We start from the raw sequence: 24354 nt of genomic DNA, 5'->3' as shown, positions 1-24354 counted from the left end.
TGATTTTTTAGCCATCGTGTTTGCGGTGGCTTTTTTGTGAATAGTATTTTTAATAAAAATGCCTGCCTCATTTTTGAGGCAGGCATTTAATTAGTATTTTAAAAAATCAATATCTATTTTATCACAAAATCTTTAGGGATAAATTCTTCCAATCGATAGGTTTCAATCATTTCATTTTGCAAGAAGTGTTCAACTTTCATAAGTTTATCTAAATCCTTCCAAAGGATCATTTTCCCCAAAATATCAGAATAGAATATAGCAATATCGATTCTTATTTTTTCAATTCCTATATGATATGTTTGGACGTCTGATTGAAGTGCTTCGTTAAAATCAGATAAAAGTTTGCAACAATATAAGATTTGATCTTGCTCTAATGAGAAAGCCTTAAATATAATAGGTTTTAGTCTATTAAATATGGACTTTTTTTCAGGAATAAAATTAAAATTCTTAAAATCTGTTTTAGGCAAATGAAAACAACTGTCTAGGTATTGGATTACTTGAGAAGGAGTTATAATATTGTTAAAATAATCCTGAAGTTCCTCCCATGTAGTCCACCTGCTCCTGTCGAGTGATAGATCAACTAGCCTTAGATAAGCATATAAAAACAATAACTGAGAATAATTTATTTGAACTTTTTTCATAATAACAATTTATAATCCTAACCAATTCCATCGTATATACTTTGGATAAAATCTGATGTTTTTGATAGAGCACTATTGCCTCAGCTGCAAACAAATAGAAAGTTATATACGTTGAGAAAAAGTAATACAAATGCCATTCTCGTCAAAGAGTCCATTTTCTGATAAAGTAAAATCAAATTCTTTATCCGGAAATAGATAATAAAGTCCCATCTTCCAAAATTACAGAATATATAATCCTATTTTTTTTGAGCTTCAGGTTCATGAGATTTAACGTCCTCTGAGAAATAAAAGACATCAGAGATTGAAATATTATTTATATATTTTTCCTTTCCTGCTGAGTGTTATCAAATCTATTTTCTTCTTCGCCATAACCATTAAAATTCGAAAGCAAGTAGATATTGCTATTTATTTGAATAAAATCGGGACTCATAGCTTTCATTAGAAATAATATTTGTTCGATTGATAAAGTATATCCAATATGATAAATCAGACTCTAAATCATAATCCAAAATAGTTTTAAATAAAAAGATGTCATGAAAATGATAAAGTTTATTTTACATTTCCACTAAGTTTCAATTGAATTTACTCATTTTAGAAAAAAACTTTACCTTTGTAGCAATGAATCTATTAAGATGGATACTGGCAATTTATTTCATGGCGTTATCATTAATGCCATGTGAAGATGCGTCCCATCCTCTGGATTCGGGAAATAAGAAAGTTTCTCTAACTATTCATGGAGTACATTCTACTGAAAAAGGAGATATCTGTTCTCCTCTTTGTGCATGCAGTTGCTGCCAGATGGCGGTCTTTGCATTTAAAATGGATCCTCTCCTGGAGATCCCTGAACCGATTCAAGCTTATTTTTCAAAGAAAATACTATTTCGTAAAAACGACTTTGCCTACCAGGTATATGATCCTATCTGGCAGCCTCCCAAAATTTAATTTTTATTGACCGTTAGAAAGTTACGCTTTCTGAACATAATGAAACTTTGCAATACCATTGCAGAGCTTTTCAGGATATTTTTGCTGCAGTATTCTTACTGTATGCATTTATTTTCAATACAAATTAAATAGAGATCGTGTTAGATAAAATCATAAAATTTAGTATCAAAAACAAGGTGGTCATTGGTCTTATGACCTTAGTGTGGATCATCTGGGGAGTGTGGAGTGCTACCAAACTACCCATAGACGCTGTGCCGGATATTACCAATAACCAGGTGCAGATCATTACCGTATGTCCTACATTGGCAGGACAGGAAGTAGAGCAATTGGTAACCTTCCCGATTGAGCAGAGTATTGCCAATGTACCGGGAATTCAGGAGACAAGAAGTATTTCAAGATTCGGGCTTTCTGTCATTACGGTGGTATTCAAAGAAGAAGTTGATGTGTACTTTGCAAGACAGCTGATCAGTGAACAATTGAAAAGCGCAGTAGAAGAAATTCCCAAAGGGGTAGGAACGCCTGAACTTGCTCCTGTGAGTACAGGATTGGGAGAAGTATATCAGTATATTCTCCATCCTAAAAAAGGAAGTGAGAAAAAATACAATGCTAAAGAACTCAGAACAATGCAGGATTGGATCGTCAGAAGACAGCTCAACGGAACACCGGGAGTTGCTGAGATCAACAGTTTTGGGGGAGAGTTAAAGCAATATGAAGTTGCCATAGATCCTAACCGCCTGAAAGCGATGGGAATTAGCATCAGCGACTTATTCACCGCACTTGAAAAAAATAATCAGAATACCGGAGGGGCTTATATTGATAAAAAGCCTAATGCTTACTTTATCCGGGGTATCGGGTTGGTATCGTCTCTGGAGGATATAAAAAATATAGCCGTAAAAAATGAAACAGGAAGTGTTCCTATTTTTATAAAAGACGTTGCAGATGTACGTCTGGGAAGCGCTGTTCGATACGGAGCTTTAACGTATAACGGGAAAGTAGATGCTGTTGGGGGAGTCGTCATGATGCTGAAAGGAGCCAACAGTAATGAGGTGGTAGAAAATGTTAAAGCAAAAATTCCTACCATTCAGAAATCTCTTCCGGATGATGTGGTGATTGAACCTTTCCTGGACAGAACCGATTTGGTGAGCAGAGCGATCAGTACGGTAGAAAAAAACCTGATGGAAGGAGCTTTAATCGTTATATTCGTTCTTGTGGTTTTTCTTGGAAACCTAAGGGCCGGACTTATCGTGGCTTCTGCCATTCCGCTTTCTTTGTTATTTGCATTGGGAATGATGAATGTTTTCGGGGTAAGTGCCAATCTGATGAGCTTAGGAGCGATAGACTTTGGACTTATTGTGGATGGGGCGGTAATTATCGTTGAAGCCACACTCCATTTATTACATAATAAAAATAAAGGAGTGCTCACTCAGGTTCAAATGGATCAGGAAGTGGGAAATGCAGCCTCCAAAATGATGAACAGTGCCATATTCGGGCAGATTATCATCCTGATTGTATATGTTCCGATCCTTACACTGGCAGGTGTAGAAGGGAAAATGTTCACCCCAATGGCTAAAACGGTAGGGTTTGCTATCATTGGAGCAACCATATTATCGATTACGTATATTCCGATGATGAGTGCATTATTCTTATCTAAAAAGATCTCCCACAAAGAGACACTTTCAGATAAAATGATGAATGCAATCCAGAAGGTGTACCAGCCATTGCTACAGAAGGCAATCAAAATAAAATATATTATCGTTTCAGCAACAGTTGCTATTTTTGTCATTGCTGCCTTTATCTTTAAAGGCATGGGGGGAGAATTTATTCCACAATTACAGGAAGGTGATTTTGCCTTTCACTGTATTCTTCCTCAGGGAAGTTCTCTGAGCCAGAGTATAGAAACATCCATGCAGGCTTCCAGAATTATCAAGCAATTTGATGAGGTAAAAATGGTGGTAGGAAAAACAGGTTCCGCTGAAGTTCCTACAGACCCTATGCCACCTGAAGCTACCGATATGATTGTGGTATTGAAACCGCAAAGTGAATGGAAAAGTAAAAAATCCTATAACGAACTGGCTGATGAAATCAGTGAAAAACTGGAAGCCATTCCTGGAGTGTTTTTTGAGAAAAACCAACCAATCCAGATGCGTTTCAATGAATTGATGACCGGGATCAGACAGGATGTGGCTGTGAAGATTTTTGGAGAAAACCTTGATTCTTTAGCAGTATATGCAGATAAAGTAGGAAAAGTGATTCAGACAGTTGATGGTGCTACTGCCCCTCAGATTGAAAGAGTGAGTGGTTTACCACAAATCAATGTACAATATGACAGAACAAGAATTGCCAATTACGGATTAAATATTGAAGACGTTAATAATGCAGTAAGTACTGCATTTGCAGGAAAAGCTGCCGGGCAGGTTTTTGAAAACGAGAGACGTTTTGATCTGGTAGTTCGTTTAGACAGCCTTCATAGATCAGATATTTCTGATGTTAATAATTTAATGATTACTACCGCTACAGGAGCACAAATTCCATTATCACAGGTAGCCAATGTAAGTTATAAGCTAGGTCCTGCACAGATCAGCCGTGAACAAGGAAAACGTAGAATTGTTATCGGATTTAATGTAAAAGGCCGTGATGTGGAAAGTGTCGTGAAAGATATTCAGGCAAAACTGGACAAAGATATCAAACTTCCTTCCGGATATTACTTTACGTATGGCGGACAATTTGAAAATTTACAGGAAGCAAGCAAGCGTTTGATGATTGCTGTTCCGGTATCTTTACTCCTTATTTTTATGCTGCTTTATTTTACGTTCCGATCATTCAAACAGGCCGGATTGATTTTTACAGCCATTCCGATGAGTGCTATTGGAGGAGTATTTGCGCTGCTTCTCAGGGATATGCCATTTAGTATCAGTGCCGGGATCGGATTTATTGCCCTCTTTGGGGTAGCTGTTCTAAACGGGATTGTACTGATAGGAACTTTCAATCAGCTTGAAAAAGAAGGGGAAACCGATCTTTTAAAAAGAGTATATGAAGGAACAAAAAGCAGATTAAGACCTGTTTTAATGACTGCAACAGTAGCCTCATTAGGATTTTTGCCAATGGCTATTTCCACAGGAGCAGGAGCGGAAGTTCAAAAACCTTTGGCAACGGTAGTTATCGGTGGGTTGGTATCAGCAACTTTTCTTACTTTATTCGTTTTGCCGATGCTGTATATTATTTTTAACACGAAGATTTTGAAAAGAAAAAGCAATAATACGGGATCCTTTACCATAGTTCTTGTGTTGGGATTGATGGTGATAGGGCAAACCTTTAAAGCCCAATCTAAACAAATGTCCGTAGAACAGGCAGTACAGATGGCGGTTGATAATAATTTAATTTTAAAATCAAAAGATTTAAGTATAAAATCGGCTGAAGCATTGAGGCCTACATCCAAAGAACTTCCCAAATTAAGTTTTGAAGCTCAGTTGGGACAGTACAACAGCCGGAATTTTGATCAGTCGTTTGCTATTTCCCAAAGTATTCCTTTTCCAACATTGTTTAAAGCAAAAAAGGAATTAATCAATGAAAATATCAAAAGCAGACAAATTGATAAAGAAGTAACGGCCAATGAATTAATAAGACAGGTTCGTACTTACTATTATCAGATTGAGTATTTACAATATAATAAAGCACAGCTTACAAGCCTCGATAAGGTGTATGATGATTTTATCAGAATTGCAACTGTAAGATTTAAGGCTGGTGATATTAAAAAAATTGAAATAAATACAGCAGAAACACAAAAAGGAGAAATTGATCTGCTATTAAGACAGAATGAAGTATTTTTAAATAATGCCTATAAGAATTTAAAAACGGTTTTAAATTCTTCTGAAGACTTTGAAGTTCCTTTCAATCAGAATTATGAACCTTTAAAGGTGGAAAATGTATTGGATAGTACAGTTGTTGCCAATAATCCCTCTGTGAGGGCCCTCTACCAGGAAATGGAAATTGCCGAGAAGAATAAAAAGGTTGAGAAATCTATGGGATTGCCTGACTTTAGCTTGGGATATACAAACCAGTCATTGATAGGCTTTCAGAATGTAAACGGGCAGGAAAGATATTATGGATCCGGAAATCGGTTCAGTGCTGCAACAGTGGGAGTTTCTATTCCGTTGACGTTTGGAGCAACCAAGGCAAGAATCCAGTCACTGGAATATGAAAAACAGGTAGCTGAAACCAATGCAAAAATGCAGCAGAAACAGCTGACCACACAGTTGGACAACGCATTCAGTCAGTATCAGCAGGATATTCAGCAGTATGATTATTATACCAACCAGGCGATTCCTAATGCTGAAAAAATTGTTAAATCCGCTCAGTTAGGATATAAAACGGGAGAAATATCTTACGTAGAATATCTTTTTGCTTTACAAACGGCAACCAATATTCAGTTAAAATATCTGGAATCTATCCAGCAAGTCAATCAATCTGTAGTAACTATTAATTCAATTATCAATAAATAATATGAAATCATTATTCACAACGTTTTCAGGTAAACAAACACAAATGAAAGTGGTGATTACATATGACCGTATCAAAAATAAATATTTGCATATGAAACTCAAATATAATATCATATCCCTTGTTCTTGTTTCACTGTTCATTGTAAGCTGTGGAAAGAAAGAAGCTTCAGCAGAAAATACCACTGAAAAAGCTCCTGAAAAAACAGAACAAAAGGAAAAAGCAAAAGAAGAAGCTCCCGCAACAATTGCGGCATTAACTGATGAGCAGATGAAATCAGTTGGGGTTGCCATTGGAACTGTAGAAATGAAAGAACTTACTTCCACCATTAAAGCCAATGGCTTGTTAAGTGTTCCCAACAGCAATAAAGCTACCATTACTTCTTTGTATGGAGGGATCATTAAAACCTTGAATATCCAGGTGGGAAGTGTTGTGAAAAAAGGGCAGGTAATTGCCACCATTGCCAACCCGGAATATATCCAGCTACAGGAAGATTATCTGACGACTAATAGTAGAATTACTTATGCAGAGCAGGAATTCAGAAGACAAAGAGAGCTTTTTGATAATGATGCCGGGGCAAAGAAAAATCTGCAAAGTGCAGATGCTGAACTGAAAACATTGAGAACCAAAAGATCTTCTCTTTTAAAACAACTTCAGATGATGGGAATAAACCCGGGAAGTGTCAATAACGGAAATATGAGATCAGGTCTGGTGATCACGGCTCCTATCAGTGGAACCATCAGTGGAATTACTGCACAGATCGGAAGTTATGTAGACATTTCTTCTCCGGTGGCTACCGTGATTGATAACGGTTCTATTCACCTGGATCTTCAGATTTTTGAAAAAGACCTTCCGAAAATGAGGGTAGGACAAATTGTGCATTTTAATCTGACCAACAACCCCGAAACAGAATATGATGCAAGAGTATATAGTATAGGATCTTCATTTGAAAATGAGAGTAAAACTATTTCAATGCATTGCGAGGTGATCGGAAATAAAGCAGGGCTAATTGACGGGATGAATATTACCGGAATTGTAAGTCTCGATAAAAGTACAACACCAGCTGTTCCTACCTCAGCGATTGTAGAAGCAGACAGCAAATATTATGTTTTCGTTCAAACCGATAAAAAACCGGAAGAAGAACATGAAGAAAAAGGAAAACCTCATCCTAAAACCACCAATTTTGAAAAAATAGAAGTGGTGAAAGGAACTTCAGATATGGGGTATACAGCAATTACTCCTATTGGGCAGATTCCAGCTGATGCAAAAATTGTAGTCAAAGGTGCCTTCTTTGTGAATGCTAAACTTGTGAATTCAGGAGAACATGAATAAGTCGTAATGAATACGATTGGAATCAGCTGAATATCAATTTTTATGCTTAAATTAGAACTGTTTACGAAATAGTTGATTGAAGTATAAACAAGCTGGTAGGAAGTAAAGATCATCTTACAGTATTTTAATAAATGATTCTACTATGCTATTAAACAAAAGAATATCAATCGGATATTTCCTTCGCGGAATACAAACTCAGGTTCTGTTTATCGGTATATTTGCCGTGACTATAGGACTTCTGGATATGCTTCCATGGTTCAGAAAAATTTCCCTTCCATTAAACATTCCTGCGTTGTTAGGAACTGCGGTATCACTGCTGCTTGCTTTCCGGACTTCTCAATCGTATGAAAGGTGGTGGGAGGCCAGAACTGTTTGGGGAGCTATTGTTAATGATTCCCGCTCTTTTGTAAGGCTGGTGATACAATTTATGCCTGAAGGAGAAGATAAAATTATTAAAGATTTTGCGGAAAGACAGATTATCTGGACTTATGCCCTGGGAGAGTCGTTAAGAAAACTCCCTTTTTCTGAAAAAGTACAGCAGTACCTTAAGGAACATCATATTAATGGAATAAATATTCCAAATGCCCTTTTGGATGCTCATTCCAGACAATTAAAAGATGTCGCAGTGGCAAAAGGATTAACAGATTTTCAACAGATGCAGCTGAACGATATGATTACCCGACTGTGCGATAGCATGGGGAAATGTGAAAGACTGAAAAATACAGTCTTTCCAAGATCTTACAGTGTTCTGGTACATATTTTAATCTATGTATTTGCTATACTACTTCCTTTTGGATTGGATGACTCACAGCTGGCAGTAGAAATAGGGATTACTTTTCTGATTCCGATCGTATTCATTAGCATTGAAAAGACCTCAATCATTATGCAGGATCCATTTGAAAATACACCAGTGGATACTCCAATGACTTCTTTGGCTCAAACCATTGAGATCAATATCAGGCAAATGACAGGTGAACAAAATGTTCCTTTAAAAAAAGAAAATACATTATACTATGAAATGTAGTTAAAAACCATACTTACCATTATGGAAGAAACAAAAACACAAATACAGACAGCCTCTGCAGCCAGTAAACATAAAAAAAATCTACTGATCGTACTTGCCTTAAGTGGTACTTACCTTATTGCTGAAGTAATCGGAGGAATTGTTACCAATAGCCTTGCTTTATTAGCAGATGCAGCACATATGCTGACGGACGTAGTAGGATTGCTTTTGGCCTTTATTGCCATAAAAATTGGAGAAAGAAAAGCAGATTCCTCTAAAACATACGGATATTACCGTACCGAAATATTGGCAGCGGTGATCAATGCTGTTGTTTTATTGGGAATATCAATATATGTTTTAGTTGAAGCCTACAAACGTTTTCAGGATCCACCGGAAGTACAAAGTACCTCCATGTTGATAGTGGCCGGAATCGGTTTATTGGTTAACGTTGTTGGTTTAATGATTTTAAGAAAAGATTCCGAGGCCAGTCTGAATATGAAAGGAGCCTATTTTGAAGTCCTTTCAGATATGCTTACTTCCGTTGGAGTAATGATAGCCGGAGTTATTATGCTGACTACAGGTTGGTATTATGCTGATCCTTTGATTTCTGCCGCTATTGGATTATTAATTTTTCCCAGAACATGGAAATTGCTGATGGAAGCAGTGAATGTTTTGCTGGAAGGGACGCCAAAGGATGTAAATATTCAGGAACTTCGTATGTCGCTGGAGCAGACCCAGGGGGTAAAAGATGTTCATGATCTCCATGTATGGTCCCTTACTTCAAGTGTAAATGCCATGAGTGCTCACATTGTGAAAGAAGAGGCATATGGTCAGAATCAATTGTTGAAAACATTAACTGATCAAACAATTCAGAATTTCAAAATCAGTCACACCACTTTTCAGATTGAGGAAGAAGGATACGAAGAAAATGAAGTTCATCTATAACAATTAAATGGTACCAATGAAAAAAGATATAGAAAACAAACTCATTGATAAAAATACCAAACCTACAAGCATGAGGATTTTGGTGTATGATTTTTTGAATGGGCAGGAAGCTGCATTATCTCTGTCTGAAATAGAAAACCACTTTGATAATGCAGACAGAATTACAATTTACAGAACCTTAAAAACATTTGAAGAAAAAGGTATTGTCCATAGTATTCAGGAGAACACCACAACGAAATACAAATTATGTGAGGACGATTGTGATGAAAAAACGCACAAAGACTGGCATCTGCATTTCTATTGTAAAATATGCAAACAAACAACCTGTAAAGAGGATATTTCGTTTCCCGAAAATATACAGACCAACTTCAGAATCGATGAAATAAGGCTTTTTGCCAAAGGAATTTGTGAAAATTGTCTTGAAAGTTTGCAATAGCATTGCATCAGTCTCACCCTTAAATTTGTATAAAAATATCAGTTATGGAAAAATGCTGTAGTACAACCCCCGAAAAACCAGATACAAAAGGACACCAACATAATCATTCAGAAGGAGACGGACATGACCATGATGGTCACAATCACTCTCATGATTCCGGAGATCAGACTGTTTTTCAGATGTTTCTCCCGGCGATTATTTCATTTGTACTCCTGTTGATAGGGATTGGTTTTGATAATTATATAAAACCTTCATGGTTTACAGGATGGGTACGTTTAGTATGGTTCTTGGCCGCTTACATTCCTGTAGGGCTTCCTGTTTTGAAAGACGCTTATAAAAGTATCATCAAAGGCGATGTTTTTTCAGAATTCTTTTTGATGAGTATTGCCACCATTGGTGCTTTTATCATTGGAGAATATCCTGAAGGAGTAGCGGTAATGCTTTTCTATGCAGTAGGAGAAGTATTTCAGACTATGGCAGTGTCCAGAGCAAAAGGAAATATCAAGGCTTTGCTAGACCAGCGCCCTGATGAGGTAACGATTATCGAAAACAATCAGCCTAAAACAATTAAAGCAAAAGAAGCCAAAATAGGTGATACCATCCAGTTGAAGCCCGGTGAAAAGCTTGCGTTGGACGGAGAATTGCTTTCAGATTCAGCTTCATTCAACACGGCTGCATTAACAGGCGAAAGTAAACCGGATACCAAAAATAAAGATGAAATAGTACTGGCAGGGATGATCAATATGAACAGTATTGCCCTTGTGAAAATTACCACTGCCTATGAAGACAGTAAGCTAAGTAAAATATTAGAGCTGGTTCAGAATGCAACCGCTCAAAAAGCCCCCACGGAGTTATTCATCAGGAAATTTGCAAAGGTGTATACCCCTATTGTTGTACTGCTTGCGATTGCGATCTGTTTATTACCATATTTCTTTGTCAATGACTACCAATTCAGAGATTGGCTATACAGAGCATTGATCTTTCTGGTAATTTCTTGCCCATGCGCATTAGTAATTTCTATTCCGTTGGGATACTTTGGAGGAATTGGTGCTGCCAGTAGAAATGGAATTCTGTTTAAAGGAAGTAACTTCCTGGATGCTATCGCCGAAATTCAGAATGTTGTAATGGATAAGACCGGAACTATGACGGAAGGAGTCTTCAAAGTTCAGGAAGTAACCATTGTGTCCGAATTTAATAAAGATGAAATCCTTCAAATGGTGAATGTTCTTGAAAGTAAAAGTACTCACCCGGTAGCAACAGCAATACACAATTATGTAGGAGATATCAACTATTCCATCCCGTTGGAAAATGTAGAGGAAATTGCAGGCCATGGACTGAAAGCTACCGTTAATGGAAAAGAACTCTTGGTTGGGAACTTTAAATTAATGGACAAATTCAATATCAGCTATGATATTAATCATGCCAATATTGTATATACGGTTATTGCTGTGGCATACGATAAAAAATTCGCAGGATATATTACCATTGCAGACAGTATCAAAGAAGATGCAAAAATAACGGTGGATAATCTGCATAAAATGAATGTAAAAGCTACCATGCTGAGCGGTGATAAGAGTACCGTTGTAAAATATGTGGCAGATCAGTTGGGTATAGATAATGCCTTCGGAGATCTTTTGCCGGAAGATAAGGTTAATAAAGTAAAAGAAATTAAAGCAAAAAACCAAACTGTGGCTTTCGTTGGAGATGGAGTGAATGACGCACCGGTAGTGGCTTTAAGTGATGTCGGAATAGCTATGGGAGGACTCGGAAGTGATGCAACTATTGAAACTGCGGATGTAGTGATTCAGGATGATAAACCAAGCAAAATACCAATGGCTATTAATATAGGTAAGCAAACGAAAAAAATTGTCTGGCAGAATATTATTTTAGCTTTTGCAGTAAAAGCAGTAGTCTTAATACTTGGAGCCGGAGGTCTTGCCACCATGTGGGAAGCGGTGTTTGCGGATGTAGGAGTTGCATTATTGGCTATTTTAAATGCGGTAAGAATTCAGAGAATGAAGTTTTAACAGCCAAAAAGGCAGAGAATGAAGATGGCAAATTAATTGCTTTACATAAGATACATTCAACTAAATTATATTGAAAAAGCTCTGCCGGATACTATTCGGTGGAGCTTTTTTATGCGGGGAATGTACGAATGAAAATAATTGGTGTGTTCGTGGCAATAATAATCAGCATTGCATTTTATCTATACTGTGTTTTGCTGTCCTAACGTATTTGCTTACCTAAAGGGAGGATAAAGAAAAAGCTCTGCTGATGCTGTTCAACAGAGCTTTTATTAACAAGATTAAATTGTATAAAAGAAACTAAATTTTTTGTTTTGATAAGGCAAAAAAATCAAATAGCTCTTTACCTATGATGAATTGATGTTCACCGATTTTTATAAAACCATTTTTATAATAAAAATTCAAAGCCCGCTCATTGGAATGTAAAACGGAAAGCCAGATATGACTCTGAGTTGAAGCCGTAAATGAAGACATCAGTTCATCCATTAAAGCTTTTCCTGCTTTTTTGTCCAAAAATTCTTTCAGGACATAGATCTTCTGCAATTGTGAAACTGTCGAAACAGCAATAAATTCTGTTGGAGAATGTATTTTAAGCTTTGCATATCCAACAGGAAGGTCATTCCAACTGGCTATCCAAAATCGGTTATTTTCGTTTTGGAGGCTGTTTCTGATCTTTGCCACATTGAAAGTCTTTTCAAAATAATCGAACAAATCCTGAGGGTCACGGAAATATTCTGAAAATGTTTCTGTAAAGGTTATTCTTCCTAACAGTGCAATATAGGATGCATCTTCCGGAGTTGCTGTTCTTATTTTGATCATGGTAAGGACTTGTACTCAAAGTTCGGAATAATTTACTTCTGGTGACAGGTACAGTTTTACTATTTTCATAGGTAACAGTTTTGTTTTGAATCAGAGATTAACAAATATAGACTGTTCGGTTGAATGAATTTTGACTAAAAAAATTGCGTGATCTGAACGATCAACGAGAAATAAAAAAACTAGAGTCTGGACTGAATATATTTAATTGTTACTCTTTTTAAATATCCTCAATGAAGTCCGGTAATAAAAGAACATATAAAAAAACATCAATGACATTCATCATAAATGAAGCAGAAAACGATTTTGAAATAGTATATTTGTAACACAGAATCTATCGTTGAGGTTATTGATTTCCATATTTATCATTTTTACCGTTGCAATACGTCCCGTGTTGCCATTGGTAAATTACGCCGTCAACTATGATTATATTGTGAAAAATCTTTGTGAGAACAGAAGCATTCCACAATCTACCTGTAAAGGGAAATGTTATGTGGAAAAAGAACTGGCAAAAACAGAAAAGCAATCCACAAGCTCTCAAAATGTAAAGATTGCAGGGTTGGATGTTTTTCTTTCTCATGATATATTTTCCTTTGCAGATAAAAATGAGATTGAGTCTCTGATGAAAATTTCAGACTCGAATTATATTGACGCCCATACTACTGAATACTTTTCTCAGATATTCCACCCTCCGTTAGCTTAGAATATCTTCTTAAACTAAGTCTTTAGTTTTTTTGAGCTTTGTCCGAAGCTACTTAACAGTAATGTTTCTGATCTTATTCTGCTCAGGAACCCAGCTTGGTTTAAATACAGTATATTTTTTACCTAACAATATCATTAATTTCAATTGTAATTTCAAAATGAAATCACTCATTATTCTGACGGCTCTGCTGTCAATATTCCTGTTTTCCTGTGCGAAAGAAACCCCTCAGGTAAAGCATAAATCCCATATGACTTCTTCCAAAGAAAATATGAAGAATGTACAAGTGGTAAATGAAGAAGATCCAATCTGCCATATGAAAACAGCAGAGTTTCTTAAAGATACGGCTGTTTACAAAAATAAAACCTACGGTTTCTGCAGTTCTTACTGTAAAGACGAATTCAAAAAAAATCCTGAGAGCTATGCCCAAAAATAAGCAGAATAATAATAAGAGCAAAGTCATTATCCCTATTGCGGTTATTGCCTTACTTTTCCTGGGGATCGGAGTAGGGATGAGCTATTTTAAGAAAAACCTTTACACAGTGATGAAAGTTCCTGATTTTGAACTGACAGATCAGAATAATAAAAAAATCACCAACAAAGATATGCTGGGAAAAGTATATCTGGTAGAGTTTTTCTTTAGCAAATGTCCTACAATATGTCCTGTGATGAATACCAATATGAAGGCTATCCAAAATCAGATCAATGATCCGGATTTTGGGATTATCTCCATTAGTATTGATCCGGAAAATGATACACCGGAAGCTTTAAAAGAACATGCTAAAAGAATCGGAGCTACTTCTCCTAATTGGCATTTTCTGACAGGAGACAGAACGTATATCGGAAATATTGCCGATAAATTTAATATCTACGTCGGAGATCAGGAAGATGAAGGAGAGAGCCTTAACCACAGTGGTATGATTGCTCTGGTAGATCAGGAAGGAAATATTCGTTGCAGATATAATAAAGATAATATGCCTATCTTGTACTACTCAGGACTGAATTATGATGATCCGGAAGGAAAGACACCTAAATTAAACGGGAAATACCACCCTGACAGAGAAATTCTGATTGAGGATATTAAGAAGTTATTAAACTAGGATGAAAGATAGAAGCACGAAGATGGAAGTACTCTTTGTGTATAGAATAAAAAGAGTACAAATGATTAACTAACATAGCTTCCAGACTCCTTACTTCCTTTCTAAAGAAATATTGTTTAACCATACAACAAAACGTTATGAAGATTTTGAAAATAGCTGCTTTAGGTGCAGTTTTAGCGGCTCAGTTTACCTTTGCCCAATTTAAACAAACTCCTTTGCCATACGCTTATAATGCGTTGGAAGGTTCTATCGATGCACAGACGATGGAGATTCACTATTCAAAACACGGAGCTGCTTATGCTGCCAATTTGAATAAGGCGATTGCAGGAACACCCCAGGAGAAACAAACATTGCTTCAGATTCTTTCTGAAACGTCAAAGTTAACCCCTGCCATTAGAAATAATGCCGGAGGACACTACAATCATGAACTTTTCTGGACGATCTTAACTCCTGAAAAAAATACGCAGCCTTCTGCAAAATTAGCTAAGGCTATTAATGAAACTTTTGGAAGTCTTGATGCTTTTAAAGAAAAAATGAGCAAGGCAGGGGCAGACCGTTTTGGTTCAGGATGGGCATGGCTTTCTGTAGATAAAAACGGAAAACTATTCGTTTCATCAACCCCTAACCAGGATAACCCATTGATGGATATCGTTGAAGAAAAAGGAACTCCTGTTTTAGGAATTGATGTTTGGGAACATGCCTATTATCTGAAATACCAGAATAAAAGAGCAGATTACCTTTCTGCGATCTGGAATGTGCTGAACTGGAAAGAAGTAAGCAAAAGATATGAAGACGCTTTAAGTAAGAAATAAACTTCATGAAATTATTTTACAGCATACTCTTTACCTGCTATATGGTGTTCAGACCTCTGATACCATTGGCTGAGTATGCTGTAAATTATAATTATATTGTCAACAGTCTCTGTGTTAATAAAAGCAAGCCTGAGCTGCATTGTAACGGAAAATGTTACCTTGGTAAAGAGCTGGCAAAAGCAAACAGTGATTCAGAATCTACACCATTTAACAAAATAAAAAATTCAGGACAGAAAATCCTGGATATCTATCTTCTTCCTGATATTACAAAGGTTACCATTACTGAAAAAATACTATTTTTCGTAAGTGCCTTCATATACAAAACAGACTATTCTTTTCTGTTTCTGAACCATATTTTCAGACCCCCCGTTTTTTAAATTTCAACGATTCACTTATAAAAATTAAACTGCAGAAATCACAAAAAGTTTACTTAGGAAACTGTAAGTAAATTATAATGTCGTGGGTAAAGTGTTCACAAAGCTTGAAAATATCTGATTTTCAAAACTCTTGTGTGCCTTTCAACCGTTTATTGATAGGCTTTACAATAATTTGTATGTTATAAATTTTTTGTGCCTTTTTGTGGTAAAAAATTGAAATCCATTTAATTTAAAAATCAACAATGAAAATGTATCAACTTTTCATAATGGGTTTACTGTTGACGGTCGTTTCCTGTACCCTCGACAAAACAAATTATGAAGATGAAATCAACACAGCCGTTCCTGAACATTATGAATTTAAGGAAGCTGCTACTATTACCAAAAGTGACTACACGATAAGCATTGAAGCATTGAACGGAACATTCTATCAGGGATATAATGAAATCCGTGTGAAGATTCTCAATGCCCAAACCAAAGAAAGTATCAGTGCATCAAACATCACATTTTTACCTGTGATGACTGGTGGTGACGGAAACAAGACCTCATGTCCTCATCGGTATTCTCTGAACAGTCAATCCACAGACTCGTATTTTTCCGGATACTCTGTGTTCACCAATACAAGCAGTGCCGGAAGAATCTGGAAGCTATACATGAGTTTTACCGTGAATCAAAAGATTTATACAGTCGATAAGGAGGTGATCGTGAAGGAGCAACTTAATAAAAATCTTAATATGACTTCGTTTGCAGGGAATGATGGTGAACAGTATTTTATTGCGCTTGTATCCCCTCAAAAACCACAGGTTGCAGAAAACAAACTGGTTGCAGGTATTTATAAATACAATCAACCTACAGCTACAGGAGGAAGTTTTCCCGATCCATCGCAATTTTCATACAGTGAAGTAAGTGGCTACACATTGCTGCTTGATCCAAGAATGCCGGAGCCTTCTATGGGAAATCACTCATCACCGAATAATAAAGATTTGATTCAGGGAAATGACGGCTTGTACCATGGAGTGGTCAATTATACGATGACCGGAAACTGGACTTTAAACTTCATTATGCTAAACCAAAACGGCAAAATCATCAAAGGAACCAAGGTTTCTACCGATTTTACACCCGGTGTTGAAGGCGCAAAAAGTGAACTTTTTATTGATACTTTATTCTAATTTCATGAAGCAATCAGGACTTATTTTTGTCTTTTTGGGGGTGTTGATCAATGCACAGCACAGACCGGTAACTAAAGACAGTATTGCCCTTTTGGATGAAGTAAAAGTAAAAGGGGAGCAAAAGAAAATTGAAACAAAAATGAAAATGGCTGTTTCAGTGGACGAATTTCTGGCATCTTCAGATAAAATAAGTTTTATCAAACGAGGAGCCTATGCCTGGGAGCCCTTACTCAATAACATGAGTACAGAGCGTTCTACGGTTACGATTGACGGAATGCACATTTTCGGAGCATGTACGGATAAAATGGATCCGGTTACCTCATATCTCGAGAGCAATAATCTTTCTTCTATTGATATAAAATCAGGACAGGAAGGAAGCATGCATGGAGCAACTATTGCGGGAAGTATTGATCTGAAAAGGAAAAGTACTCCTTTCGGTCTTGAAAAAAAATGGGGTGGTACCTACCAGACTGGTTTTGAGTTTAATAATGAACAGGCTTTTAATCTGGGCTCTGTGTCATATTCAGGGAATAGACTTGTGGTGGATGGAAGTATTTCTTACCGAAAAGCAGGGAATTATGACGATGGAAATGGTGATGAAGTAAAACATTCGCAATTTACCAAATTCAATACCGGATTAGGAGTCGCCTATAAAACAAGTCCATTATCTTCCATACGGGTAGATGCTATTTTTGATATGGCAAAAAATGTAGGATTTCCTGCATTACCTATGGATTTATGGCTTTCCCGCGCCATGATTACCTCAGCATCTTATAAACAGTTGTTTAAAGAAGGACTGATCAAATCCTGGGACACTAAAATTTATTTCAATACCATAGAACATTATATGGATGATACGAACCGTCCCGAAAATCTGGTTCACATGGATATGCCCGGCTGGAGTACAACCTATGGACTTGTTTCAACATTGAATGTAAAGAAAGATCAATATGCTTCCGAGCTTCAGCTCAATGCTTATAATAATGTTTCAATTGCCGAAATGAGGATGTATCCGCAAGACCGAAGCAAGAGAACAATGTTTGCTTACAGCTGGCCTTGGGTGACAACGAGATTTATAGGACTTTCCATGAATAATGTATGGGATATTTCTGACCATAGCCGATTAAATTTAGGTGGCTCCCTGGGAATGAATTATAATCAATCGAAGTATGCAGAATTCAACTGGATTTTTCATCCGGGAACACCACAGCAGAAAACGAGAATTCTGCCGGCTTTGCATGCGGGATATGAGTTGACTGTCGATCAGTTTAATTTCTCTGTCGGAACGGGGTATGGTCATAGAGCACCTTCAGTTTCGGAGGGGTACGGATATTACATCTATAACAGTTTTGACCGTTATGATTATATCGGAAATCCTGACTTAAAAAATGAAGTTTCCTATGAAACCAATGCCAGTGCCGGTTTTAAAAACAATAAACTGAGTATTGAAGCTAAGGTGAACTATTTCTATATCCAGAATTATATCATCGGAAAGATTTTAAGTCTGGGAAGCCCGATGAACTATCAGTCGGTAGGTGTGAAAGCCTACACTTCTCTGGATCATGCGACCCTTTTTAATATGTCTTTGAATACGGGATATAATATTACACCAGATTTACATTGGAAAGGTACGTTAATGTATGCAAGAGGAAAAGATAATAACGGAAAAAATTTACCATTCATCCGGCCTCTGAGCTATATGACATCTCTCCATTTTATGCATCGTAATTTCGGATTTCAGACTTCTGTAAACGGAGATTTTCTCCAGATGAATTACAGCCCGGAATATGGAGAAGATCAGACCCCGGCGTATACCGTCTGGAATGTTTCTGGGGACTACACTTTCAGAATCAGACAATTTAAAACTATTCTCCAGATTGGAGCCGAAAATCTTTTAAACAATTATTACAGTACCTATGCGGATTGGGGAAATATTCCCAGAATGGGTCGTAATATTTTTACGTCTTTAAAATTCAGCTTTTAAGCTGATAAAACAGGGATCGTATCCTATTAATTTATAACAATATTAAAAAAACAACAATGCAACATTTAAAAAAATACCTTTTATTATCAGCTTTTACCTTAGGATTGACTTCATGCCAGAACAGCGATGATAATACTGTCGCGAATAATGTTACCCTTGAATTCAATAATACATTCAAGAGTCAAACGATCGTTCTGGGAGATGCCACTTCGGGTCAAGCGACCGTAAACACTTCAGCGGAAGGACAAGCACATCAGTTCTCAGAACTGAAATATGTTATCAGTAATATTCGTCTTATCAAAGCCAATGGTGACGAAATTCCTTATCATATTAATGACCTTGATCAGGGAGCTACCGTAATTGATCAGTCAAAACCTGAAACACTTCGTTACTTGTTGGGCAATATACCTGCCGGAGAATATAAAAAGATCAAATTTGGTCTTGGCGTGAAAAAAGAAATGAATGTGCTGGATCAAGTGAAATTTCCCAAGTTCTATGCGATGGCCGGTTCCAACAATACTCAAATGATGTGGGAATGGGGAGCCGGATATCGTTTCACAAAAATTGAGGGATTTTATGGCACAGATCATAAACAATTGTCTATTCACACAGGAAGTACGATCAAGGGAACAGAAGGGAATTACACACAAGGGGTAGATGCTTACAGAGAAGTAACCTTGGATCTTCCCAAGATTGCAGTCGTAGATACTAAGGCTCCTAAAATCACAATTAAAGCAGATTTTGATAAACTATTAACCGGAAAGACCAATACCATTCTTTTGACCACAGGAACAGGAATGGATGGTAATGCGACTCCAAACATTCATACTGCCAATCAAATGGTGAAATTTGTTGATAATTTGGGCGGAAACGGTTCCAGTGACGTTTCAGGAATGTTTTCTGTAACCAGTGTTGAAAACTAGGCTTTTCTTTTTTAACCTATGGTAATAACAATGAAAAACGGACCTGGTTTTTTAGTGATACTTATACTTTTAATGTCATGTAACAATGATTATTATGAACCTGTTTCTTATGATAATCCGGAAGTGTCACTCAAGATTCCTTTTGGTTTTCCTGAAGTAAATAGTTCGGTGAATGCTAATAAACCTACGATGTATGGTGTGGAACTGGGTGAAAAACTATTTCATGACAAAAGACTGAGTGCAGACAATACAATTTCATGTTCCAGTTGCCACATGCAGTCCAATGCCTTTGCAGATCATAATGCACAGTCCATCGGAATTGAAAATAGGGTAGGGCTCAGAAATGCTCCTGCGGTCCAGAATATGATGTTCATGAAGTTTTATAATTGGGACGGTAATATTCTGCAGTTGGAGAAACAGCCTCTGGTTCCGATTATCACTCATGAGGAAATGGGTTCTTCTATTCTGGAAGTCATAGGGAAAATAAAAGATGATCTGACGTACAAAGATTTATTCACAAAAACATTCGGAGACGGAAATATAACACCTGAAAGAATTTATAAAAGTATTGCCCAATATGAGTATACCTTGATTTCTGCCAACAGTAAATATGATAAGGTAAAACGAAATGAAGGTGAAAAATTTACAGCGGAAGAAGCACAGGGGTATCAGACGTTTCAACAAAAATGTGCAAGCTGCCACAGTACAGAATTATTTACCGATCAGAGTTTCAGAAATATCGGTTTCCCTTTGAATCCTGATACCAATGAAGCAGGACGGGCAAGAGTCACAGGTATTGCTGCGGACTATATGAGTTTTAGAGTTCCTTCATTACGAAATGTAGAATATACAGCTCCTTATGGAAGCTTTGGACAATTTCCTACATTAATGGCCGTTCTGGATTATTTTGATAACGGTGTTTTAAATGCAGACAATCTTGATCCTGTTTTTAAACAAAATGGAAACAGAATTCCATTGACTGAACAGGAGAAGAAGAATCTTATTTTGTTTATGAAAACATTGAGCGACCGGGAATTTGTACAGAAATAACCGGGCCTGACCAATCACGAACCATTCAGAGATCCTGCTACATTGTAGCGGGATTTTCTTTTGTTTATGTCTTGAAAATCATTTTGTTCTGTATGATATTGTATCTGGTTAATAATTTTCTATCTTTGCCGAAATTTGGTGAGCCCTAATAAGCTCTTAAAAGGGAATCCGGTGGAAATCCGGAACAGACCCGCTGCTGTAAGCTCCGCACCAAAGTTTTTGAAGATTTTATCCACTGTTTTTTAATGGGAAGGATTTCAAAAATGGAGTAAGTCAGAAGACCTGCCAGAATAGTAAACGTTTGACGCTTTCGTGGAATAAAGCTTAGGACTACAATGATACTATGCGGTGATAGCTGTGCTTTGTCGTTGCTTTCTTACATCCATTAGCGTCATCATTATCCCAATGAGCTAATGGTGGCAAAACTAAATACATCTCAACTCCATAAAGTTGTTTTCACATTATGTGTGTTAACCTCACAATTCCTGTTTTCCCAAACCGGGAAAAAAGACAGCATTAAAGAAAAAGCCATTAAGGCGGTTACTATTTACAAAAAGAATTTTAGAGAGATTCTTCCGGCACAAATCTTACAGGGAGAAGAACTGGAAAGACTCAATAGTCATTCTGTAGCGGATGCGTTGCGGTATTTCTCCGGAATCCAGATCAAAGATTACGGAGGAATGGGAGGTCTGAAGACTGTTGATATCCGAAGTATGGGAAGCCAGCATGTAGGAGTTTTCTATGATGGAATTCAACTGGGAAATGCTCAGAATGGCGTAGTGGATCTTGGGAGGTACTCTTTGGATGATCTCGAAGAAATATCCTTGTACAACGGGCAGAAAAGTGAAATATTCCAGCCTGCAAAAGATTTTGGCGCATCGGGATCTATCTACTTACAGCCGAAAACACCTGTATTTACAGGAAATCGAAAAACAAACCTTGTGATAAGAGCAAAAAGTGCTTCTATCAGTTTGTTTAATCCATCTTTCCGTTTAGAACAGAAAATTTCACAACGAATTTCTACCAGCTTTAGCGCTGAATTTCTGCAAAGTGATGGTCTTTATAAATATCGTTATACCAGAAAATATCCTAACGGTACAACAGCCAATGATACCATTGCCAAAAGATACGATTCAGATATCAAGTCAAAACGTTTTGAAACCTCCATCAATGGTATTTTAAATAATGGTAACTGGAATATCCGGGGATATGGTTATCTTTCAGACCGGGGTATTCCGGCACCTATTGTGAATAGCCGTTTTAAGGCAAGGGGAGCGAGAATGGTTGATGAAAATTATTTTATACAGGCCAACCTCAGAAAAAAACTATTTCCCAAGTTTGAAACCCAACTTAAAGCAAAATTTGCTTACGATTATACCTATTTTAATGATACAGTATTGTCGCAGGCAGCCTATCCTTCACAAAATACATATATCCAGAAGGAAGTCTATCTCTCTTCGTCCAATATCTATACTGTGAATTCCAATTGGGATGTCAGTGTAAGCGGAGACTTTCAGTATAATAAATTGGATGCAGATCTGACAAATTTTTCTTATCCTACCCGTTATACAACTCTTGTAGCATTAGCTACTACCTATCAATGGAAAAGGTTTAAATTTCTGGGAAGTCTTTTAGGAACATTTACTTTTGAGGAGGTGAGGAAAAATAAAAGACCCGATGACAGAAGAGAATGGACACCGGCTGTATTCATGAGCTATCAGCCTGTTGCAATTCCTGAACTTACATTGAGAGCTTTTTATAAAAAGATCTTCAGGTTGCCCACCTTTAACGATTTGTATTATACCAATGTAGGAAGCACATTCCTGCAGCCTGAATTTACCTTTCAACATGATATAGGATTTACCTACCAGAAAAAATATGATCATCCGGTATTTAAAGGATTTTATATAAAAGCAGATGGATATTATAACAAAGTAAAAGATAAAATTATTGCGGTACCTACCACCAATATGTTCCGGTGGATGATGCTGAATCTTGGAAAAGTTGAAATTATTGGTGCTGATATTAACGCCCGGGCAGAACTTGAATTAGGAAAAGTAAAGCTTAAACCTTTGTTATCTTATACCTATCAAAGTGCGAAAGATAAAACCTTCAATGGCGAAGGACTTGATCCTGCAGACACTTTTTATAATAATCAGATCCCTTATACTCCGTGGAATAGTGGCTCTTTTACCATGATGGCAGACTATAAAGACTGGAGCTTCAATTACAGCTTCATTTATGTAGGAAAACGTTACGATGGGCAGCAGGATAATATTCAATACAATTTTATTCAGCCATGGTACACTCATGACCTTTCAATTCAAAAGAAGCTTGACCTGGCAGGACATCCTTTTAAAATCAATCTTGAAATGAACAACATTCTTAATCAATATTATGATGTTGTGAAAAATTACCCCATGCCTGGAAGAAACTTTAGGCTCACTTTAAATTTCACCTTATGAGAAAACTGAATATTTGTTTTGTGTTTTTTGCATTGCTTTCTCTGATATCCTGTCGTACCGATGAAATAGTGATTCCTATGGAAGTCGTAGACGGGCTTGCTCCCATTGAAAATACTGCAATCAAAGGATTCTATGTGTTGAACGAGGGAAATATGGGAAGCAATAAGTGTACGCTGGACTTTTTCGATTATACAAAAGGAAACTATTACAGAAACATTTATGCAGAGATTAATCCTGAAGTTGTAAAAGAATTGGGAGATGTTGGAAATGACATTAAAATCTATGGAAGTAAGCTTTACATTGTCGTCAATGTTTCCAATAAAATTGAAGTCCTTGATGCTAAAACAGCCAGACGTATAAAATCGATCCCCTTGCAGAACTGTCGATACCTAACCTTCAAGGATGGGAAGGCCTTTGCCAGCAGTTATGTAGGTCCGGTAGATATCAATCCAAATGCTCCGAAAGGAAAAGTAGTGGAGATTGATACAGCCTCTCTTGCGATAAAGCGTGAAGTAACAGTAGGGTACCAACCCGAAGAGTTGGAAATTGTAGGTAATCAGCTTTTTGTTGCTAATTCCGGAGGTTATATGGTTCCAAATTATGACAAAACAGTTTCGGTAATAGATCTCAACACATTTACAGAAACAAAAAAGATAGATGTGGCGATCAATCTTCATCGCCTTAAAAAGGACAATTACGGGGATTTATACGTAAGCTCTAGAGGGGATTACTATACGGTTCCTTCCAATTTATACCTGATTGATGCAGCTACAGGAACAATAAAAAAGAATTTCCACATTGCCGTAAGTGAGATGACCATCGTTAATGATAAGCTCTATTACTACGGAAATGAGTTTAATTATAACACCCATACTTCACAGAAAACATTTGGAATTATTGACGTGAAAACGGAGCAGATTATTTCCAATAAAATTGTTGATCAGGAATATGAAAAAATTATTAAAACGCCATACGGAATTGCAGTAAATCCAATCACAGAAGATATCTATATCACCGATGCCCGAAATTATGTGTCGATGGGTTTTGTATACTGTTTTGATAAAAACGGACACTTCAAATGGAAAACAGAAGGCGGAAATATCCCTGCCCACTTCGCTTTTTTATATAAATAATGAAACTG

The 24354-nt window shown here is 36.9% G+C and carries 20 protein-coding genes and 1 riboswitch; of the genes, 18 read left to right on the top strand and 2 right to left on the bottom strand.

The annotated features are described in order from the left end of the window. Positions 1-113 precede the first annotated feature (113 nt). Complete coding sequence (locus C1631_RS16510) at positions 114-641, bottom strand: hypothetical protein (protein WP_109713448.1); 528 nt, start codon at positions 639-641, stop codon at positions 114-116. Positions 642-1259: 618 nt separating this feature from the next. Here C1631_RS16510 and C1631_RS16505 point away from each other — a divergent pair. The 7 genes from C1631_RS16505 (at position 1260) to C1631_RS16475 (ending at position 11823) form a co-directional block, all read left to right on the top strand. Continuing rightward, positions 1260-1583, top strand: coding sequence for a DUF6660 family protein (locus C1631_RS16505; RefSeq protein ID WP_103246911.1), 324 nt, complete (start codon positions 1260-1262; stop codon positions 1581-1583). Between the two features lie 137 nt (positions 1584-1720). After that, positions 1721-6082 carry a CusA/CzcA family heavy metal efflux RND transporter gene (locus tag C1631_RS16500; RefSeq protein WP_109713446.1) on the top strand — a complete coding sequence of 1454 codons (4362 nt, stop codon included), beginning with the start codon at positions 1721-1723 and terminating at the stop codon, positions 6080-6082. A gap of 91 nt (positions 6083-6173) precedes the next feature. Next, positions 6174-7412, top strand: a complete 1239-nt coding sequence (locus C1631_RS16495) for an efflux RND transporter periplasmic adaptor subunit (protein ID WP_103246912.1) — start codon at positions 6174-6176, stop codon at positions 7410-7412. A gap of 142 nt (positions 7413-7554) precedes the next feature. Then, positions 7555-8436 carry a bestrophin family protein gene (locus C1631_RS16490; RefSeq protein WP_103246894.1) on the top strand — a complete coding sequence of 294 codons (882 nt, stop codon included), beginning with the start codon at positions 7555-7557 and terminating at the stop codon, positions 8434-8436. A 21-nt stretch (positions 8437-8457) separates the two neighbouring features. Beyond that, entirely contained in the window at positions 8458-9360 is a 903-nt protein-coding gene (locus C1631_RS16485) for a cation diffusion facilitator family transporter (protein WP_109713444.1), read from the top strand. A 16-nt stretch (positions 9361-9376) separates the two neighbouring features. Further along, positions 9377-9796 (top strand): Fur family transcriptional regulator, encoded by a 420-nt coding sequence (locus tag C1631_RS16480; RefSeq protein ID WP_109713442.1) that lies wholly within the window; start codon positions 9377-9379, stop codon positions 9794-9796. A gap of 44 nt (positions 9797-9840) precedes the next feature. Beyond that, complete coding sequence (locus C1631_RS16475) at positions 9841-11823, top strand: heavy metal translocating P-type ATPase (protein WP_103246897.1); 1983 nt, start codon at positions 9841-9843, stop codon at positions 11821-11823. Between the two features lie 297 nt (positions 11824-12120). Here C1631_RS16475 and C1631_RS16470 read toward each other — a convergent pair whose 3' ends face one another. After that, positions 12121-12639 carry a GNAT family N-acetyltransferase gene (locus C1631_RS16470; protein WP_103246898.1) on the bottom strand — a complete coding sequence of 173 codons (519 nt, stop codon included), beginning with the start codon at positions 12637-12639 and terminating at the stop codon, positions 12121-12123. A gap of 346 nt (positions 12640-12985) precedes the next feature. On the opposite strand from C1631_RS16470, the gene C1631_RS16465 reads away from it, so the two are divergent. The 11 genes from C1631_RS16465 to C1631_RS16415 all read left to right on the top strand — a co-directional run bounded on the left by C1631_RS16465 (position 12986) and on the right by C1631_RS16415 (position 24346). Beyond that, positions 12986-13339, top strand: a complete 354-nt coding sequence (locus C1631_RS16465; RefSeq protein WP_228441285.1) for a hypothetical protein — start codon at positions 12986-12988, stop codon at positions 13337-13339. A 157-nt stretch (positions 13340-13496) separates the two neighbouring features. Continuing rightward, a complete protein-coding gene (locus tag C1631_RS16460; RefSeq protein ID WP_103246913.1) occupies positions 13497-13772 on the top strand; it encodes a YHS domain-containing protein in 276 nt (91 codons plus the stop codon). Then, on the top strand, positions 13759-14436 hold the full coding sequence (locus tag C1631_RS16455; RefSeq protein WP_103246900.1) for an SCO family protein: 678 nt from the start codon (positions 13759-13761) through the stop codon (positions 14434-14436). Before C1631_RS16460 ends, C1631_RS16455 begins: the two co-directional genes overlap by 14 nt. 137 nt (positions 14437-14573) lie before the next feature. Beyond that, on the top strand, positions 14574-15248 hold the full coding sequence (locus C1631_RS16450; protein WP_103246901.1) for a superoxide dismutase: 675 nt from the start codon (positions 14574-14576) through the stop codon (positions 15246-15248). Positions 15249-15253: 5 nt separating this feature from the next. Then, the gene (locus C1631_RS16445; RefSeq protein ID WP_185144676.1) at positions 15254-15625 is read left to right on the top strand and encodes a hypothetical protein; all 372 of its coding nucleotides are present in this window, start codon (positions 15254-15256) and stop codon (positions 15623-15625) included. Positions 15626-15867: 242 nt separating this feature from the next. Then, positions 15868-16791: a hypothetical protein gene (locus tag C1631_RS16440; RefSeq protein ID WP_103246903.1), complete on the top strand. Its 924-nt coding sequence runs from the start codon at positions 15868-15870 to the stop codon at positions 16789-16791. A gap of 4 nt (positions 16792-16795) precedes the next feature. Next, positions 16796-18775 carry a TonB-dependent receptor plug domain-containing protein gene (locus C1631_RS16435; RefSeq protein WP_109713440.1) on the top strand — a complete coding sequence of 660 codons (1980 nt, stop codon included), beginning with the start codon at positions 16796-16798 and terminating at the stop codon, positions 18773-18775. Between the two features lie 56 nt (positions 18776-18831). Beyond that, positions 18832-19698, top strand: coding sequence for an MbnP family protein (locus C1631_RS16430; RefSeq protein WP_103246905.1), 867 nt, complete (start codon positions 18832-18834; stop codon positions 19696-19698). 30 nt (positions 19699-19728) lie between these two features. Beyond that, positions 19729-20748: a cytochrome-c peroxidase gene (locus tag C1631_RS16425; protein ID WP_103246906.1), complete on the top strand. Its 1020-nt coding sequence runs from the start codon at positions 19729-19731 to the stop codon at positions 20746-20748. 119 nt (positions 20749-20867) lie between these two features. Further along, positions 20868-21052, top strand: a riboswitch (cobalamin riboswitch). A 109-nt stretch (positions 21053-21161) separates the two neighbouring features. Beyond that, positions 21162-23213 (top strand): TonB-dependent receptor plug domain-containing protein, encoded by a 2052-nt coding sequence (locus C1631_RS16420; protein ID WP_103246907.1) that lies wholly within the window; start codon positions 21162-21164, stop codon positions 23211-23213. Next, positions 23210-24346, top strand: coding sequence for a YncE family protein (locus tag C1631_RS16415; protein WP_109713439.1), 1137 nt, complete (start codon positions 23210-23212; stop codon positions 24344-24346). Before C1631_RS16420 ends, C1631_RS16415 begins: the two co-directional genes overlap by 4 nt. Positions 24347-24354 lie beyond the last annotated feature (8 nt).

This window comes from Chryseobacterium phosphatilyticum, assembly GCF_002899825.2.
GTDB classification, from domain to species: Bacteria; Bacteroidota; Bacteroidia; order Flavobacteriales; family Weeksellaceae; genus Chryseobacterium; species Chryseobacterium phosphatilyticum.
The sequence above is the reverse complement of the archived record's forward strand: the minus strand, read 5'-3'. Positions and strand labels throughout refer to the sequence as shown.